The organism is candidate division KSB1 bacterium (assembly GCA_022562085.1).
In the GTDB taxonomy this organism is placed as follows: Bacteria; Zhuqueibacterota; Zhuqueibacteria; order Oceanimicrobiales; family Oceanimicrobiaceae; genus Oceanimicrobium.
Window position 1 is genome coordinate 1 of sequence record JADFPY010000072.1, and the last position, 15,667, is coordinate 15,667.

Below are 15,667 nucleotides of genomic sequence, written 5' to 3' on the forward strand. Positions count from 1 at the left end.
AATGTAATAGCATCAAAATAAGAGGTCAACCTTAGCAGAGGTGACTTCCAGATAAAGAAAGGAGAGTTAAGAATGAGCGATAACAAAAAATACACTACGCTAACCGATGCTAACTTTCAAAAAGAAGTGCTTGAAAATTCCCAGCCGGTTCTGGTGGATTTTTGGGCTGACTGGTGCGGACCCTGTCACATGATCGCCCCTGCAATCGAAGAAGTAGCAGCAGATTTTGAAGGACGTGCCAAAGTTGGGAAATTAGACGTTGATGCTAATGGCAAAATCGCTGGACAATTTGGCATCCGTTCCATCCCAACAATTCTACTTTTCAAAGATGGTCACGTAGTTGATCAAGTGGTAGGCATGGCGCCTCTGTCGGAATTAACTAACAAACTCAACGGCCTAATTCAGAATGGCGAGAAAGTGAAAAAAGGAGACAGCTATAGATACCATGCCGACTGTTCGGCATAGCATCTATTTTAAAACCCCAGTTTCAATAGGTGAATACGAATAGGAGTTTAGAACATGAAAAATATAAAATTGCTTATTGGTTTTGTCCTGATGACAGTGTTCGTGGGTTGTTCGCCGCGTGTTAGTTTTATCAAAGCCGATTATGATGGTCAGAGGAGACCTACTCAAATTGGATATGGCAGTAGTGGATATGGTCACAATGAATACGGCTATAAAGTTTACGAATATGAAGGATTTGATGACAGCAAATATGGTTTTAAAGGATACAATTATAAAGATAAAGTGCACCGTTGATCAATTAGTTCATGATGAGAAGAATTTGAAGGAGAATCAATTATGACCAAACAAAAGTCGGACAAGCAGGCTCTTGATAACATTGTCGAGAGTGCAGAGCATTTAGAACAAGTGTATAAGCGAGACTCGCAATTTGGAGACCTGGTTATCATTACAACACAGAATTCCGTCTATTCCGTCAGTGTTATTGATGACGATCGCTATCTTGTTTCAGGCGGTGTTTTTGATCGTAAAGGCCTTTCTCCCATGAAAACTACTATTCGCGGTTGTACTTGGGGAGGCAGCACAATTAAGGTAGATATTGTTGCAGGCTGCGGAATGTTTTTAGAATTTGGCAATGGCGTCGTTACTAGCCGGATAGAGCAAGTGCGTTTAATTCCGTCAGGTGCTCAGAATTAGAAATTAACAAAGAAGGAGCAGCAGTGCTTAGAGTTTTTTCAGGGATTGAATATTTCGTTCCGAACCGGAAGCGCTTTTACAAAAAAAATAATTTAGGCTATTCTAAAAAATAGTCTTGACTAAACCTAAACTATTTCTTATATTTCCCGAAGTGACGTTCAACCCTTGAGAAAAACTTATGATTACCCAAACTATCCAGGATTATCTGAAAGTTATTTATAAAGCCGGTTCGCGCGGGGAATCCGTTACCACAAATGCGATCGCAGAAAAACTAAAGGTTTCACAGGCATCGGTTACGGCTATGGTTAAGAAGCTGGCAGACCTTAAGTTGATTCGGCACAGGCCCTACTACGGCGTAAAACTTACGGACGCGGGTCGAAAGGTTGCCCTGGAGATTATTAGGCACCATCGCCTACTAGAGCTTTATTTGGCTGAGGCCCTGGGGTACGAATGGGACCGCGTCCACGATGAAGCCGAAAAACTAGAACACGTAATCTCGGAAGAGTTTGAAGATAAAATGGCAAAAATTCTAGGCAATCCAACGGCGGATCCGCACGGCGCACCGATACCAAGCAAAGACGGTCTCATAGAGGAGAGAACGTTAGAATGCCTTTCTGTTATTGATGCCGGTCAAAAAGTTCAAGTTAAGGAGGTAAGTGATAAAGATCCGGAAATGCTTCGATATTTGGGGGACATCGGCATTTTCCCGGACGTCATGATTGATGTAATGGAGAAGGCGCCCTTTGGCGGCCCACTGTTGATCAAGGTTGCAGGTAAGGAATATAATCTGGGTGAGAGATTGACTGACAATATTCTTGTTTCTCAAACTCCTTGTAATCATTAAATACGGCTTCTTACTATGGAAAAGGACTATGTCAAAAAAATCGACCGGCGTGAATTTCTGAAATACGGTACTGCCGGCACCTTAGCGGTTACCGGCGCTGTTACATTAGCGAAATTGGGATTGCCAGCGTCAAAAATTGCCTCTCCCGCCAATGGTCAGGAAGAGATCTCTCATAATTCCATACATGCCGGACAACTAGGAACCGTGGGGGATGTGATATCTGACTCATTCGATCCCTCAGCATTCTTGACTCATTTCGACACCGGTCAAGTTTCAAAATTGCCTAACGGACAAACCCTCAGGGAATTCAGGTTTGCGGCCATTGATAAAGAGATAGAGATCGCACCCGGCGTTTTTTTCCCGGCCTGGACTTATAATGGGCAGGTGCCTGGCCCAACGATTCGCTGCACCGAAGGCGACCGGATTCGAATTTATTTTTCCAACACTGGATCACATCCCCATACTATTCATTTTCATGGCATTCACTCGGGCCTAATGGACGGGGTGTTTGAAGTGGTGGAACCCGGGCAGGACTTTACTTACGAATTTGACGCCGCGCCTTATGGTCTTCATTTGTACCACTGCCACACTATCCCCTTAAAGCGGCATATACACAAAGGGCTTTACGGCGCATTCATTGTCGATCCCAAAGAAGGCCGTCCGACAGTCGACCACGAGTATGTTATGGTTATGAATGGCTTCGACACCAATTTTGACGACGACAATGAGGTATATGCGGTGAACAGTGTGGCTTTTCATTATCAAAATCACCCGATTAAATTCAAGGTGAACGACAAAGTACGGATCTACCTGGTGAACATCACTGAATTTGACCCCGTGAATTCATTTCATTTGCATGCAGAATTTTTCAACGTCTTTCGCACCGGGACAAGTTTAACGCCAAACGAGTATACGGACACCCTGATGATGTGTCAGGCCGAACGTCACATTCTGGAATTTAGCTACAAATACGCTGGCCGTTACATGTTTCATGCACATCAAAGCGAATTCGCAGAACTCGGGTGGATGGGGCTTTTTGAAGTCGAAGAAAGACAAGTTGCTCAAGATCCAATAAATGAGTCACGGGATAAGAATGGATAAGAGTAAACTAACTATCTGGCTCGCTGGCATCCTACCTCTCGTCCTGCTTGCAGGTTTGGTCTACGTATTCTTCGTCGTTGGACCGGCCGGCATTTTTGAAGCTGCTTTCCCCCCGATTGAGGAGTTAACCGTAGAACGCATTCACTTGAAACCTAACGAAATGGTCGTTCACGTCGTGAACGGCGGGCCGGATGCCGTAACCATAGCCCAGGTTATGGTCGATGAAGCTTACTGGCAACACAACATCGAACCTTCTCGCACCGTTCCTCGATTGGGTAGCGCTGAAATCACTATCCCCTATCCGTGGGTCGAAGGCGAGACTCATGAGGTCAAACTCATTACGAGTACGGGATTGACGTTTGCCAAAACGATAGAGGTGGCCGTGGAATCGCCTGAACCCAACGCGCGCTATCTCTGGACCTTCGTATTGCTCGGGACGTACGCCGGAATTATTCCGGTATTCCTAGGGCTTCTCTGGTTTCCCTTCTTGCGAAAACTCAACGACAAATGGCTCAATTTCTTTTTGAGTCTGACGGTGGGTTTGCTGCTGTTCCTTGGAGTCGACGCCCTGCATGAAGCCTTTGAAACCGCAGACCAAGTGGCCGGGGCATTTCAGGGCGGAGGACTCGTGACGCTTGGATTCTTGATCAGTCTGCTTGGCTTACAAGCCGCGAGTAAAAATCAGGCAGGTCAAAACAATACGGCAGGTCAACCTGATCATCTCTGGGTGGCTTATATGATCGCTTTAGGTATCGGCCTGCACAACTTAGGGGAGGGACTCGCTATAGGCACAGCTTATAGTGTGGGAGAGATTGGTTTGGGAGCTTTTTTAGTGATCGGTTTCACGCTCCACAACATCACCGAAGGCTTAGCCATTATCGTCCCTATTGCCAAGGACCGCCCCCGGCTTTGGCATTTTGCGACCCTGGGGGCTGTGGCTGGAGTCCCTACTGTTTTCGGTACGTTGATCGGCGGGTTTAGCTATTCTCCTATTTTTTCAACTCTATTCCTGGCGATTGGTGCAGGCGCCATCTTTCAGGTGGTTTATGCCGTTGGCAAACTCATGCTGCAAGAAACAAAAGTCGGGGTTGCTAATTTATTAAACTTTGCCGGCTTAGCTTTAGGCTTAGTAATCATGTACACCACAGCATTGTTTGTGGTAAATTGATTGAATTTGAAACCAACTTGAAACTTGAATAGGCGGTATCATGCGCGACCACATTAGATATATTTTGATAGCAGCGGTCAGTCTAACCTGTTTGGCCTTTCTTGGCATCGCACAAACGGTTGTACAAACTGAGAATCCTCAACCCACAATTAATTTCTCGAACGCGATATTACCGCTTCTAACGGAAAATTGCGCTGATGCCAATTGCCATGCAGGGTCACAGGCCTGGATGGATTTGAATTTAGCCGATGAAAAAAGGTATGAAAATTTAGTCAATCGGCCCAGTAAAGAAGTGAACGAATTGAAGCTGATTGTTCCCTTTAAACCGGATTCCAGTTATCTACTCCATAAAATTAAAGGAATCCAGGCCAAAGGCGCACGCATGCCGTACAAAAAAGAGTCCCTTACTAAGCAAGAAATTGCATTAATACAAAAGTGGATTAAACAAGGGGCTTTAAAAAACTAATATTTGAAAATATTTAAATTCAATTAAATTCAATTAATAATAATCATTTTAATATTTGAGAAGAAACCAGGAATGTTATGTGTAAGTTATGTCGTTACTGTGGGGATGGGGGATTGACAATAAACGGCCCGATCGCTTTGATATCATTGGGATGGTGATCTGCTGTATTGGAGCGGCTGTGATCATGTACTGGCCGAGGGCGAGCAACTAGTAGTTTTCAAGTCGCTGAAGTCAGCTTGGCCGAACATATTATAAATTTTTTCAATCCATTTGGTCTGTTTATCGGGTTAAACGGCGTCATTCTGCTGGCCTACATCGTTGCGATTCCGGCCAATGAAATCGTCGTTCCAACGATACTTATGCTTACCGTTTTAAGCACTAAAATTGCGGATCCGGGCGGAGGCGCGGGGGTAATGTTTGAATTAGATGACGCCACTGCAACCCTCGCAATTTTTAAAGCGGGCGGCTGGACCTTGTTGACGGCGGTCAATCTCATGTTGTTCAGCCTGCTGCACAATCCATGTTCTACAACAATTTACACCATTTACAAAGAAACCGGCAGTAAAAAATGGACAGCGGTATCTTCACTTCTACCCGTCGTGATGGGATTAGTTTTGTGCTTTTTGGTGGCACAGGTCTGGCGGTTATTAACTTAATTTTCTGAAAGTAAATTGATTGTTGCGGAGATTAACGAAGTGGTCTCCGCAACCTCTTCCGTGACTGAGATCGCTTCGCTTAACTCAGTCACAATCTGAATTTTCAAATTAATTTGCTATTTTAATTTTTAAAACTGATGGGAGAACTATGTTTAATAAAAACTTTTTAGTTATCTCAATACTTTCTTTAGCTGGTCTAACTGCCTGCGCTGATTTGTTCACCGAAGCGCCCGCAGACAATGAAATCTTCGACGGGCCAATCGATGGCTTAACGGCTGTGCAATTGAAAGGCTTTGCAGATGGTGATGAGGCCTTTGGACAGACTTTTAATGTCGAAACCGGCCTGGGTCCAGTCTTTAATCAAACCGCCTGTATTTCTTGCCATCCGGATGACGGCCGGGGGCATCCTTCTACCAATCTCACCCGGTTCGGTAAAATGCGGCCGGACGGTTCGTTTGATTACATGCTGGAATTTGGCGGACCGCAACTGCAAGACCGTTCGATTCCCGGTTATCCGGCTGAAACTTTGCCCGGTGATGCCACCGGTATTTCGGTCCGGGGCGGGCCAATCGCAGTTGGATTGGGACTGATTGAAGCCATTCCCGATCAAACCATTTTGGCGAACGAAGACCTAACTGATTCAAACGCAGACGGTATTTCGGGTCGGGCAAATTTTGTGGATGTGCCCGATTATCTCGAATTCGGCCCCGACAAAGTGGTGCGAGATGGCAAAAAATATCTCGGCCGTTTTGGACGCAAGGCCACTGCGGTTACTTTACTGCATCAAACCGTCAACGCCTATAAAAATGACATGGGCATCAGCACGGATTTCGATCCGGTCGATATTTTTAATCCAACGATCGGCAGTACAATAGGCGACAATGTCGCCGATCCGGAATTGTCGGCGGAGACAGTGCAAAACGTGGTTATTTACTTGAAGACGTTGCGGCCCCCGGCACGTCGAAATGAAAGCGATCCTGAAGTAATTCAAGGAGAGCAATTATTTAGCACGATCGGTTGCGCAAGCTGCCACATCCAGGAAATGCAATCCGGTCCGAGCCTTATTGAACCGTTAAATTTTAAGGCTGTAAAGCTCTTTTCAGATCTCCTTCTTCACGACATGGGACCGGATTTGGCGGACAATTTTCCTGAAGGCGATGCGACCGGAACCGAGTGGCGCACCACACCGCTCTGGGGTTTGGGCATTGTGCAAAATGTACTCGGCGGTACCCCTTTCTATCTGCACGACGGCCGTACTTCTGATTTAACCGAGGTGATCCGGCTGCATCAGGGAGAGGCGCAAGGCTCAAACGATCGCTTTTTTGCTTTGCCGGAACCTGATCGGGCTGCACTCCTGGCTTTTTTAAAATCTCTTTAGACAAATTTCATGAGCTCAAGACGAGATTTTTTAAAAACTTTGGGGGTGGCTATTGTTTCCTCTGCCGGCGCTCCACTTCTGCTTAACGGTTGTGCGGGACTGGCGACGGTTCGCGCACAAGTAGATGAAAACAAAATTAAACTCAATAAAACGGAAATTCAAGCGTTAGCCGTTCCAAACGGGATTTTACTTGTGAAAGCGCCGCAATTGCCCGGTCCGATTATTCTTCGTAATCTTGCGGAAGTAGGAATCGTAGCGGTTTCGTCGATTTGCACTCACCGCGGCTGTGAAGTTAGACCGATGCCGCATTCTCTGCAATGTCCCTGTCACGGTTCTGAATACGATGAATTGGGCGAGGTTTTGGAAGGGCCGGCCACACGGCCGCTTAAACGGTATGAAGTTATAGAAACACCAGACTTACTAATCATAAAGGTATCTTAAATGAAAAAGATTTTTATAAATATTTTAATCTTAATATCGTGCTCTGGTGTTGTAAGGGCGCAAATCGCTCAACAAGATTCTTTAAAACGAACGCCGAATGTCATCGGCGGCATCTATGACCGTCCGTATATTTATCGGCTCGGCGGCAACATCGCCATTGGCGGCTACGCTGAAATGAATTCGAATTTCGAACGTGAAGAAGGTATTGAAGAAGGCCTCTCTTTTGAAGCGCGACGGTTTAATCTATTTATCTATTCCTCAATTTCCGACCAAGTTAAGTTAACGTCCGAGTTGGAATTTGAGCACGGCACGGAAGAAATCAACCTGGAGACCGCGCTGGTTGATGTTTTGTTTCACACAGCTGTAAATCTGCGTGCAGGTATTTTACTTTCGCCAATCGGTCGTTTTAACATCGCTCATGACAGCCCGAGATATGATATCATCGAGCGGCCCCTCGTATCCACGGAAATCATTCCGTCCACCCTTTCGGAAGTCGGACTTGGATTTTTTGGCGCTCTTTATCCGACGCAATTTGACCGAATCACCTACGAACTTTATGCAGTAAACGGACTCAGTGACGGCGTTGTCGGCGGCACCGGCGAGGGGACACGAATCTCAGCAGGAAAATCCGCGGAAGCTTTTGAAGAAGACAACAATGGCTCGCCCGCGTTTACCGGCCGGCTGGCCATCAACCCACGGTTTGGCGGGGAACTGGGCCTCTCTTTTCATACCGGAAATTACAACACCTACAAAGCGGAAGGCGAAATTATCGACGACAGCCGCCGTTTGACACTTTTGGCCATCGATTGGGAATATAGCCGAGGTAGATTTTACCTGCGAGGAGAAGGAGCAATTGCTAATATAGATGTGCAGGAAAGCTTAAAAGAAACATTCGCAGATAAGCAAAGAGGTTTTTATACTGAAATAGGCTACACCTTCTTAAAGAGACCCATTCTAAATCAGCCGGACGCAAGCCTCACTTTTGTAACACGCTTCGATTATGTGGATTTAAATGACGGCAAAAGAACCTTGACCGGTGAAAATATTGGAGATTCTCTGCGCCGCCTGACGACCGGCCTTTCTCTCAGGCCGACGGCAGACACATCTATCCGGTTGAGTTATGCCCGCAATTGGGGGTACGACCCATTTAACAACCTGACTAACAGCATGAATATTCAGTTTGGGATCGCGACCTATTTTTAGGTACCTTAAATCTTCCCAGGTTTTGAAACCTGGAAGGTTTCGGCTCAAAAAATTCGCTTGACATTCGCCTCTCTTTTTACTATAATGTGCCGCTTGACTAAGTTAAAAATATTCACATAAGGAGGAAAGTGGAGATGAAAAAACTAATAGCTTTACTTTTATGTTGCGGAATTGGCTTTTTAATGTCATGTCAGCAGCAAACCACTGCAGATGATGTGGTCAACATGATGACGGAAGCCGCTGGAGGCGCTGCTAAACTGGCTGAAACAATGGACCAGGTCAGCAGCTGGGAAATGACTATGCATATGATGCCTCCGGATATGCCTGAAGGTATGGAAGGTCCCATGACGATGCCGATGACGATTACAGTCAAAAGACCTAACAAAATTCGTATGGATACATATGGAGCGGACGGCAATGTCTCAAGCTCATCATGTTTTGATGGGACCATGGGATGGAGTATGCAAATGGGTCAAAAAATGGAGATGCCTGAAGCCCAACTGCAGGAATATGAAACGATGGCCGCTACCTGGCTTGACGGATTCGTAAACCACCAGGACAAAGGACTCACCTTAGAGCTGCTTGCAGACGAGATGGTAGATGAACAAAATTATATGGTGCTTCAGGTTACCGATAAACATGGCAGCGCCCAAAAATACTACATCAACCCCGAATCACATTATATAGAAAGACAGGCCGGTGAAATGGCCAATATGGCTGGCGGGAAAGAACAGATGACCATGACATTTAAGGATTATAAGATGGTGGACGGTGTCGCCATGTGTCATCATGTCGCCCAGCACAATGCAGAAGGAGAGATGATCTGGGAAGCCACTTTGAAAGAAGTCAAGAACAACACGGGTGTGGAAGATGCAACCTTTATGGCCGAGCCAATGTCCATGAAATAAAACATTGCAAAATCTTTAATAATTGTTTTTAAAAGGCGATGGCTAACCCATCGCCTTTTTTTTGTTGATATATTTTCATCAATACTTTTAATTTTTGGACATACATCAAAATCTACTTGACTTTTCGAGAAATTAATTTATAAATTCTTGTTGAAATAGTTGTTTATTCCAACAACTATTTCTTCTATTGCCTGGATTTGTGAGTATTTTGGCCCGAGCTAAATTTAAGACTTGAAAATTCACAGGAGAAAAAATTAATGGCGCAGACTAAGGATCAACTGGAACTTGAAAAACATGGAATTAAGAATGTAAATAATATATATCGGAATCTAACGACTCCGGCACTTTACGAACATGCGATCAGAAGACAGGAGGGCCACTTGTCCCACCTGGGGCCCCTCATAGTTAGCACGGGCCAACACACTGGCCGGGCACCCAATGATAAATTCCTCGTAAAAGAACCAACCAGCGAAAAAAATATATGGTGGGGCAAAGTCAACGTCTCCTTTGACAAGGTCAGATTTGAAAGCCTTCATCAGCGAGTCCTGGCCTACTACGAAGGGAAAGATGTTTTCGTGCAGGACTGCTATGCCGGCGCGGATCCTGAATATAGATTATCCGTGCGTGTGGTCACAGAAACGGCCTGGCACAATATTTTTACCCGGAATATGTTTATCAAGGTTCCTTCTGAGGAGCTGGCAGGATTCAATCCGGACTTTACCATTCTAAACGCGCCTGATTTTAAAGCCGTCCCGGAGAGAGACGGGACAAACTCAGAAGTTTTCGTCATTTTAAATTTAGAAAAAAAGCTCGTACTCATCGGCGGAACCAGCTATGCCGGGGAAATCAAGAAATCTGTTTTTACAATTATGAATTATGTTTTGCCTCTGGATGGTCATGGAAAAGGCACGCCCATCATGTCGATGCACTGTTCGGCAAATGTTGGTGATAAAGGAGATGTCGCCCTGTTTTTTGGACTGTCCGGGACCGGCAAGACCACGCTGTCCGCTGATCCGAATCGTGGACTCATTGGCGACGATGAACACGGTTGGAGCGATAATGGCGTTTTTAATTTCGAGGGCGGCTGCTATGCCAAAGTCATTCGATTATCGCAACAAGCTGAACCGGAAATTTATCAGTGCACGCGTACATTCGGAACGATTTTAGAAAATGTTGTTTACGATCCCGATTCCCGGCTCCTGGATTTAGATAATGCGTCATTGACCGAGAATACCCGGGCCGGCTATCCGCTCACCCATATCCCGAATGCTGTCCTTCCAAGTGTTGCCGGACACCCAAAAAATATTATTATGTTAACAGCGGATGCTTTTGGAGTCATGCCGCCTATTGCTAAATTGACTCAGGAACAGGCCATGTACCATTTTCTCTCCGGCTACACTGCAAAAGTCGCCGGGACTGAAAAGGGGTTAGGCAGCGAGCCCCAGGCAGCCTTCAGCACATGTTTTGGCGCCCCGTTTATGGCCCTGCATCCAACCGTTTATGCGAAGCTACTTGGCGAAAACATGGCCAAACATAATGTCGATTGCTGGTTGGTGAACACAGGCTGGAGTGGGGGGCCCTACGGCGTTGGCAGTCGAATGAAAATTGCCTACACACGGGCAATGGTGACCGCCGCTTTAGATGGCTCGCTCGTAAATATTCCAACTGAGGAAGACCCCATATTTGGTGTGCATATTCCGACTTCGTGTCCAAATGTGCCTTCGGAGGTGCTTAAACCAAGAAACACCTGGCAAGACAAATCGTCGTATGATGAACATGCCCAAAAGCTCGCCGAAATGTTTAAGAAAAACTTTGAACAATTTGAAGAACAAGTCTCGCAGGAGGTCAAAGAAGCAGGGCCAAAATAGTTATGCCCCGAAAAATCAGGTTTGAAGATTCTATAAAGGTATCGGATCAGGCAGTTGAGGAAATTGTAGCCTGGCTAAAAGGATTTAATGAAACAGTTGCGGTCAGGAATGTAGAAGCTGATCCGGAATTTCAGAAAATTGATGTAGATTTAATTTGGGTTACTCAAAAACGTGAGTACAAAATAGAAATCAAGGCAGATCAATGGCACAATACCGGCAACTTTTTCTTTGAGACCCACAGCAACAAAGAGAAAAATACCCCCGGGTGCTTCCTTTATACCGAAGCTGATTTTGTTTTTTACTATTTTATTGTTCCTCAAACTTTATACTGCTTACCAATGCCTCGGACAAGGGAGTGGTTTCAATCTAAAATGCATAAGTTTAAGGAAAGTTCGACTACAACACCTGTTTACAGCGAGACGTATACTACAGTGGGCCGGTTGGTTCCGATTGATAAAGTTATGAAACAGGTTTCCGGCGTAAAGAAAATTCACCTTAAAAGATAAATTCATGTTTTTTTAACTCCGAATTTTCCTTAGATTCGTCCACCATTACAACATTTGGCGGCCATTTATCCACTTCTCAACTTTCTCTAGTAGAATATTTTTTCTTAACGGCTTTGATGGTTAATCATCCATGCCATGCTTGATACATCTATGAAGATATTCTTGCAGAGCATGACTTCGTTTGCTTAACTTATCAAGAAATTCGTCTAAGATTCTTTCCGGACTTATTTACAGGGGTGACATTCAAAAAAAAAGCGCAATCGGAATCACGATTTCGAATAAAGTAACTCGACAAAAATTCATATTTTTCTAATTCTTAGATGGGGCTTCTTTGTCAAGTTCTTTGCGAATAACAGTAGCGAGTAATTGTGGCCTGATGGGTTTTGCGACAAATGCCCCGGCACCCAACCGCAATGCTTCATCAACCCGTTGAGACATGGCATACCCGGATAGAATAATAGCCCGCAGGTCGGTTTTGAATTCCAGAATTTGACGATATGTCTCCGCACCATCAATTCCATCCATAACCATATCCAAAACCAGTAAATCGGGATTATGCTCTCTAACATATTCGACTGCTTCTTCTCCACTTGACAGGACTTGAACCTGATATCCCAAGCGCTTGAGAAGCTGACTTGATACTGTTCTTTGGACAGGATCATCATCTACAAATAGGATGTGCTCTCCTTGTCCTTTGGGAATTCCATTTTCCATCGCCGATTCAGCCGGAGTCTCTCTCGAAATTGGGAAATATAGAAAAAAACTTGTCCCCTGCCCTTGTTCGCTGGTAAAGGTTATATAACCATTGTGATCATCGACCACTCCATGGACGATACTCAGACCCAGGCCAGAACCTCTGATCTTATCCATCTTTTTTGTGGTAAAAAACGGATCAAATATTTTATTGATTATCGCTGTATCAATGCCGGTACCGGTATCACAAATCTCAACTTTTACGTATTCACCGCGCTTAATTGTTTGGTAACCTTTTAGAGGTTTATCCAAATAAACGTTTTCGACTTTAATCGTCAAGGCGCCAACGTTGTCCATCGCTTCTTTCGCATTTATGATTAAATTCATTAAAGCCCGGGTCAGTTGGGCAGCCCCTCCTTTAACTAAGAATAAATCACTGGTAAGATCCAGGTTCAAAATTAAATCTTTCGGTAGAGCTTGTAATATAGTTAATTTGGAAATCAACTGACTTAAATCAATCAGCTCTGTAGCGTAGTGACCTCTTCTTCCCAGAGCAAGTAACTGCTGATTTATTTCTGCAATTTTTGTGGCGGCGGATTCCATTTCGGAAAGAAACTCGGAAACATCACCACCGGTGGCAAGGTCATCACGAATCAGAGCTGGATAGGCAGTCAAAGGCGCCAGCAGGTTATTGAAATCGTGGGCGATTTGTCCGGCAATACGGCCGGCCGTTTCCAATCGTTGAGCACGCGCCAATTCCTCGTGTACTCTTTTTTGCTCAGTAATGTCTCGGATTACCATCTGCACTGCGCGCTTCCCGCGATAAACGATAGGAATGGCAACCACTTCTATCTCGATTTCATTGCCATCTAAACGGGTAATGGTTTCTTCAGTTATTGATACATCATTGCCCTGGAGCAGATTTTCTCGAATTTGCTTTTTTACAGCCTTGCGGCGTTCCGGTTTAATAAAGTTAAGAATCGACTTCCCGATGACCTCATCTGTATTTGCTGCACCAGCAAGGGTCCTGGCAGCATCGTTCAAAAAGACCCATCTTCCCAAGCTGTAAACGGCGATTGGCACTGGCGAGTACATGATGAGGCGGCGAAACCGTTCTTCGCTTTCCCGAAGCGCTTTTTCTGCTTTTCTTTGTTCGGTAACGTTTCGGGCTACTCCCCGGACAGCAATTGAATGACCGTTCTGTGTAACAAGTGAATTTCTATATTCAAAAACGAATTCCTGATTTTCTTTGCTGGTCAAATGTATTAGTCCGCTGCATTCGCCCGTCTGCTTAATCTCATTTAAATATTCATTTATTTTGTTTTCGTATTTTTTGTCAAAAATCTCACTAAAAGACTTGCCAATTAAATCTTTCTTATCGTAGCCGAGTAATTTCGTTAACGCATCATTTATCCTCTGAATATTACCCTCCAGAGAGTGAACGTAAACTACATCGGAGACATTATTAAAAAGATCGCTGTATTCCTGTTCACTCTTGCGGAGAACTGCCATTGTTTCTCTCTGGGCAGAAATATGTCGACGCTGATTTTGAACGATAATTACGACGATACCAACACCGAGGGTCAAAAAAACTACAGTGCTGACGACAACAGCCCACCATAATTCAGGCGAGGACGTAAACAAAGAAAACCTCCTGCATAAAGTAAGTTGGCAATTATGTTAACTACCGCGTGGTGGAAACCCCAGTTGACAATTATATTACCTAATGCGAATGTTACCAAATTTGCACTGAAATAAATCAAAACAGCTGCGCTTATCCAAATGCGGGGCTCTTGAAAAACTGTTTTCACCTGCTCCGTGTTTACCACATATAGGGTTCTGAAGGAGACTCCAACAAGCAGCAGACCCTCAAGCGATGAAGTATAATTGTCCCACTGATTAAAGTCCTCGCAAAAAAGCTTTGCACCAATCCAAATTACGGCAAAACCGGGAATACTCATCCGCAATATCCGTTTCATTTTTATAGTTTTCTGCCAGTGGGAGAAAATATATAGAAGTAATCCGCATTCGATCAAAGTGTAAAAATGATAAAACCAAATATTGCTAGTAAACTGAGTAAAAAAGTACAGATAGTAACCGACGGCGTCAATCAGCAAACCAACACCGAAAAGAAGAAGTACGAATTTCATCGCGGTGTTGAGGTTTTTGTATAAAATCAACCCAATCATGAACGGGATTAAAGCCGAAGCCAAGCCAAAATAATAGAGGAAGTCCATGTCTGATAAACTTTATGAGGTTTAGGACTCTTCGAAATTGACAACCGGGAGATAAGGAATACCCACTAATTGACAACCTTGAACAAAATCACTTTTTATTTCACAAGGTAATAAAGATACAATTTTTTAAGGCATTTGTCAATTCTAATTTGCGGTGAGGGTTGGATTAGTCCTCTGAAGCACTGCCTGACTATATCTTCAAGTACAGGCAGGCATCAGCGGATCATAAGAAATTATGGTCAATAAAGCTTAGGCCGGTAGAGTTCCTTTAAAGGTTAGCAGCCAAGTCTTCATTAACTAGTGGGCTATTTAAATCATTGAATTCAGGACAATGAGGAGGACACGCGGCGGCGCGCTCTGCAAGTAACCCGTCGATCATATCATTTCCGTCCGCCTCTACCCCAATCAATATTATATGTGGCGTGCCTTCATCATTTAGGCCATAGTAGTAGCGTAGCCCTACCGCACCCTCTTGCAAAATAATGGCTAAAACCGCATCTTTTCCAAAGAATCCGCCGATGATTTGATCCGGAGCGGCCTGCAATTGAAAATTGCGGGTCATTTTACTGGCGTCTTCAAGTGAAATAGAATGGTCTTCTCTGCCGGTAAAGGTAATTTGTTTAACATCTTCTTTAGTAAATATGTCAGAATAGTTTACGGTAATGAAAACTGTACAAATTAAAATAACCAACAAGCCAAAGAAAAAGTTTTTATTCAACATTTCAACACCTCGATTTGCTTAGTTAATAGAATTAATTGCTATTAAATTTTCAAACAAAAGACATAGAGGTGGTGACTTGTTGCGGATTCTAATTTCCCCAATTAGATTCCCCTTTTTACTTGAGGCTACCATGATGGAACCAGTAATTGAGAATTAATATTTACTTAAGCTACTTATTTAAATTTGAACGGGGATTCTTAGTTGTTATACGCGCGAATTTGATATTTTATAATTCTGTAATGGACTATCTGTTTTAAAAACAATAGCTAAAATAACAATAAAATCGGGAACCGCAAATTAAATTCGCAGGTTTTCATGA

The 15,667-nt window shown here is 44.1% G+C and carries 18 protein-coding genes; 15 read left to right on the plus strand and 3 right to left on the minus strand.

Annotated features, from left to right (window positions below; translation table 11 throughout):
- Positions 1 to 72: 72 nt before the first annotated feature.
- The 15 genes from trxA (at position 73) to IH879_08660 (ending at position 11,697) form a co-directional block, all read left to right on the plus strand.
- On the plus strand, positions 73 to 465 hold the full coding sequence (gene trxA / locus IH879_08590; protein MCH7674996.1) for a thioredoxin: 393 nt from the start codon (positions 73 to 75) through the stop codon (positions 463 to 465).
- Positions 466 to 519: 54 nt separating this feature from the next.
- Positions 520 to 759, plus strand: a complete 240-nt coding sequence (locus tag IH879_08595; GenBank protein MCH7674997.1) for a hypothetical protein — start codon at positions 520 to 522, stop codon at positions 757 to 759.
- Between the two features lie 42 nt (positions 760 to 801).
- Positions 802 to 1,158: a hypothetical protein gene (locus IH879_08600; GenBank protein ID MCH7674998.1), complete on the plus strand. Its 357-nt coding sequence runs from the start codon at positions 802 to 804 to the stop codon at positions 1,156 to 1,158.
- 178 nt (positions 1,159 to 1,336) lie between these two features.
- The gene (locus tag IH879_08605; GenBank protein MCH7674999.1) at positions 1,337 to 2,002 is read left to right on the plus strand and encodes a metal-dependent transcriptional regulator; all 666 of its coding nucleotides are present in this window, start codon (positions 1,337 to 1,339) and stop codon (positions 2,000 to 2,002) included.
- A 15-nt stretch (positions 2,003 to 2,017) separates the two neighbouring features.
- Positions 2,018 to 3,103 carry a multicopper oxidase domain-containing protein gene (locus IH879_08610; GenBank protein MCH7675000.1) on the plus strand — a complete coding sequence of 362 codons (1,086 nt, stop codon included), beginning with the start codon at positions 2,018 to 2,020 and terminating at the stop codon, positions 3,101 to 3,103.
- Positions 3,096 to 4,271 (plus strand): ZIP family metal transporter, encoded by a 1,176-nt coding sequence (locus IH879_08615; protein ID MCH7675001.1) that lies wholly within the window; start codon positions 3,096 to 3,098, stop codon positions 4,269 to 4,271. The genes IH879_08610 and IH879_08615 overlap by 8 nt, the downstream gene beginning before the upstream one ends.
- Positions 4,272 to 4,311: 40 nt before the next feature.
- Entirely contained in the window at positions 4,312 to 4,737 is a 426-nt protein-coding gene (locus IH879_08620; GenBank protein MCH7675002.1) for a hypothetical protein, read from the plus strand.
- A gap of 88 nt (positions 4,738 to 4,825) precedes the next feature.
- Complete coding sequence (locus tag IH879_08625; GenBank protein ID MCH7675003.1) at positions 4,826 to 4,948, plus strand: hypothetical protein; 123 nt, start codon at positions 4,826 to 4,828, stop codon at positions 4,946 to 4,948.
- 25 nt (positions 4,949 to 4,973) lie between these two features.
- A complete protein-coding gene (locus IH879_08630) occupies positions 4,974 to 5,393 on the plus strand; it encodes a hypothetical protein (GenBank protein MCH7675004.1) in 420 nt (139 codons plus the stop codon).
- Between the two features lie 148 nt (positions 5,394 to 5,541).
- Positions 5,542 to 6,771 (plus strand): thiol oxidoreductase, encoded by a 1,230-nt coding sequence (locus IH879_08635; protein ID MCH7675005.1) that lies wholly within the window; start codon positions 5,542 to 5,544, stop codon positions 6,769 to 6,771.
- 9 nt (positions 6,772 to 6,780) lie between these two features.
- Entirely contained in the window at positions 6,781 to 7,212 is a 432-nt protein-coding gene (locus IH879_08640; GenBank protein MCH7675006.1) for a ubiquinol-cytochrome c reductase iron-sulfur subunit, read from the plus strand.
- Positions 7,213 to 8,415 (plus strand): hypothetical protein, encoded by a 1,203-nt coding sequence (locus IH879_08645; GenBank protein MCH7675007.1) that lies wholly within the window; start codon positions 7,213 to 7,215, stop codon positions 8,413 to 8,415.
- A 134-nt stretch (positions 8,416 to 8,549) separates the two neighbouring features.
- Positions 8,550 to 9,323: a hypothetical protein gene (locus IH879_08650; protein ID MCH7675008.1), complete on the plus strand. Its 774-nt coding sequence runs from the start codon at positions 8,550 to 8,552 to the stop codon at positions 9,321 to 9,323.
- Between the two features lie 257 nt (positions 9,324 to 9,580).
- Positions 9,581 to 11,191: a phosphoenolpyruvate carboxykinase gene (locus IH879_08655; protein MCH7675009.1), complete on the plus strand. Its 1,611-nt coding sequence runs from the start codon at positions 9,581 to 9,583 to the stop codon at positions 11,189 to 11,191.
- A 2-nt stretch (positions 11,192 to 11,193) separates the two neighbouring features.
- A complete protein-coding gene (locus IH879_08660) occupies positions 11,194 to 11,697 on the plus strand; it encodes a hypothetical protein (GenBank protein MCH7675010.1) in 504 nt (167 codons plus the stop codon).
- A gap of 309 nt (positions 11,698 to 12,006) precedes the next feature.
- Here IH879_08660 and IH879_08665 read toward each other — a convergent pair whose 3' ends face one another.
- From IH879_08665 to IH879_08675, 3 genes are all read right to left on the minus strand, one after another.
- Positions 12,007 to 14,034, minus strand: coding sequence for a PAS domain S-box protein (locus IH879_08665; protein ID MCH7675011.1), 2,028 nt, complete (start codon positions 14,032 to 14,034; stop codon positions 12,007 to 12,009).
- Positions 13,983 to 14,579, minus strand: a complete 597-nt coding sequence (locus IH879_08670) for a hypothetical protein (protein ID MCH7675012.1) — start codon at positions 14,577 to 14,579, stop codon at positions 13,983 to 13,985. Before IH879_08670 ends, IH879_08665 begins: the two co-directional genes overlap by 52 nt.
- A gap of 316 nt (positions 14,580 to 14,895) precedes the next feature.
- On the minus strand, positions 14,896 to 15,348 hold the full coding sequence (locus tag IH879_08675; GenBank protein MCH7675013.1) for a hypothetical protein: 453 nt from the start codon (positions 15,346 to 15,348) through the stop codon (positions 14,896 to 14,898).
- Positions 15,349 to 15,667: the final 319 nt, after the last annotated feature.